The 1,831-nt window shown below is 56.7% G+C and carries 3 protein-coding genes; 1 reads left to right on the top strand and 2 read right to left on the bottom strand.

Annotation, left to right across the window (positions count from 1 at the left end):
• Positions 1-626, bottom strand: a 626-nt coding sequence (locus tag A3754_RS20850) for an LON peptidase substrate-binding domain-containing protein (protein ID WP_197468751.1), incomplete at its 3' end; no start/stop codon positions are given.
• 54 nt (positions 627-680) lie between these two features.
• Entirely contained in the window at positions 681-1,316 is a 636-nt protein-coding gene (locus tag A3754_RS20855; RefSeq protein WP_063518943.1) for a methyltransferase, read from the bottom strand.
• Between the two features lie 110 nt (positions 1,317-1,426).
• On the opposite strand from A3754_RS20855, the gene A3754_RS20860 reads away from it, so the two are divergent.
• Positions 1,427-1,831, top strand: a 405-nt coding sequence (locus A3754_RS20860) for an AarF/UbiB family protein (RefSeq protein WP_197468752.1), incomplete at its 3' end; no start/stop codon positions are given.

Genomic DNA, 1,831 nt, shown 5'->3' on the forward strand with positions numbered 1-1,831 from the left:
TGTAGCTCTACGCCGTTGGCACTGGTCAGGGCGGCGGCAAAATCGGTAAGCGGCGAGGGCTCGCTTGGCGAAAAATTCTGCAGGTAGTGGCGCAACCCTTCGTTGTACAGCGGGTTGAGCGGCAGTAGTTCCTTGATGGTGTTGATGATCGCCATCCCGTAAGCGCGGATGGTTTCATCGGCTTCGGCGCGGGGTTCCGGGTAGCTCACATCCGCCATGAACGGATGTTTTCGACTCAACCAGCTGTTGATGCGAAAGCGTGCGGTGCCCTGGGCTACCAGTTGAAACTGGTCGTTTTCCTCGTTGAGGGCATGGACTTTTACCAGACAGCCGAACTCGGGGAAATCCTCGGCGGTTACCGAGTCCGGGTTCTTTTCGCCGACATACACCAGCCCCAGGGACTGGTGCGGGGTCTGGCTGACTCGCTCAAGGGTTTGTTGCCAGCGCTCTTTTTCCAGCATGACCGGTTGCACCAGCCCCGGCATAAAAGGGCGGTGTTTGACCGGAATCAGGTAAATGCGCTGTGGCGGGGTGTGCTCCGGTACAGTGAGGCTGCCGGACTGTTGCCCTGCACTGTTTGAGGGGCGTTTGTCGCTATGCTGATGGGCGCTATCGTTGTCGGTCATAATCCTGTCACTTCCATGGTCCGTAGAAAGAACATGGTGGCGAGGCTGGAAAATTCAATTGTCGATGATTAACAGATCCGCGCACAGGGCCTTCGGGGTTTGGGTACGGCGTTCGACCACGCGGCTGTTCAGCTTGCCGGCTTCGCATTTTTCCGCCAGTGCATAGAACGGAGAACGGCCCGGGTCGGCAATGATTATCTGTTTGACGCCAGCACGCAGGCTGCGACGAATCAGGTTATACAGCACTGGCGTCAGTTCATCCCAGAAGCAGATGTCCGCCCCTGCAACGATATCCACATCCGCCAGTCTGGCTTGTGTTAGCTTCTCGAAACGGGCTTGCAGCGGCGTCACGTCCACCTTGTTGATGCTGGCATGCAAATCCAGGTAGGGGTACACATCCGGGTCGGCATCCACTGCGGTTACCCGGCAGTCAAAGCGTTTTGCCGTGAAAATGGACAGTGGCCCCCACCCGCAACCGATATCCATCAGGTGCTGATCCGCAGAGAGCTTCTTTTTGGTCAGATGGTCCATGATCAGGTAACTGGAATTCCACACCTTGTTGCCGTGAATTGATGGCGTGTGGTTGGCCCGTTTCAGTCGCCGTACTTCCTTGTGGCCGGAACGCAGCAGGGTAATGCCGCGAGTGCGAATGGTATGGGGTTCTCCAGCACGTATAACTGTTCCTGACATAATCGCTCACCAGCGGCAAAGTTTGGGAACAGTACGGTCAAGCCCCCTGTGATTCAAGTATGAAATCACAGGCATAATGCAGGAATGGCAATACAAGTGACAAAAACAGAATGATCAGGAAAAGCATCGTGGGCCTGGGTGGGCTGGCTGCAGGGCGATCGCGGTACATTCGTGCTGTTGCTGCGGTGACCAGAATTGGGGCGGTATATGCGTCCGGGCTACGTAGTGGGGACCGTGTTGCCTGTCATCGTCGCGGCGCGGAGATTCTGGTCGCGTTGTGCCGTCGCAATGGGGCTTTCTGGGTCAAGGCTGCCCAATTTTTCAGCTGCCGACCTGATGTGCTGCCGCTGGAATACATTGAAGCGTTTCAGCAATTGCAGAATGATGCCCAGCCTGTCCCTTTTCCATTGATCGAGAAAGCCTTGCGACGTTCCTGGGGCAGGGACTGGCGTGAGCGATTTGCCTGGTTCAATGAAACGCCGGTGGCGGTGGCGTCCATCGCCCAGGTACACCAG

It is taken from the genome of Alcanivorax sp. HI0083 (assembly GCF_001635175.1).

What these genes read in the sequence shown, in the direction of transcription:
- A3754_RS20855 (WP_063518943.1), bottom strand. Translation starts at nt 1,316, where the DNA reads ATGTCAGGAACAGTTATACGTGCTGGAGAACCCCATACCATTCGCACT.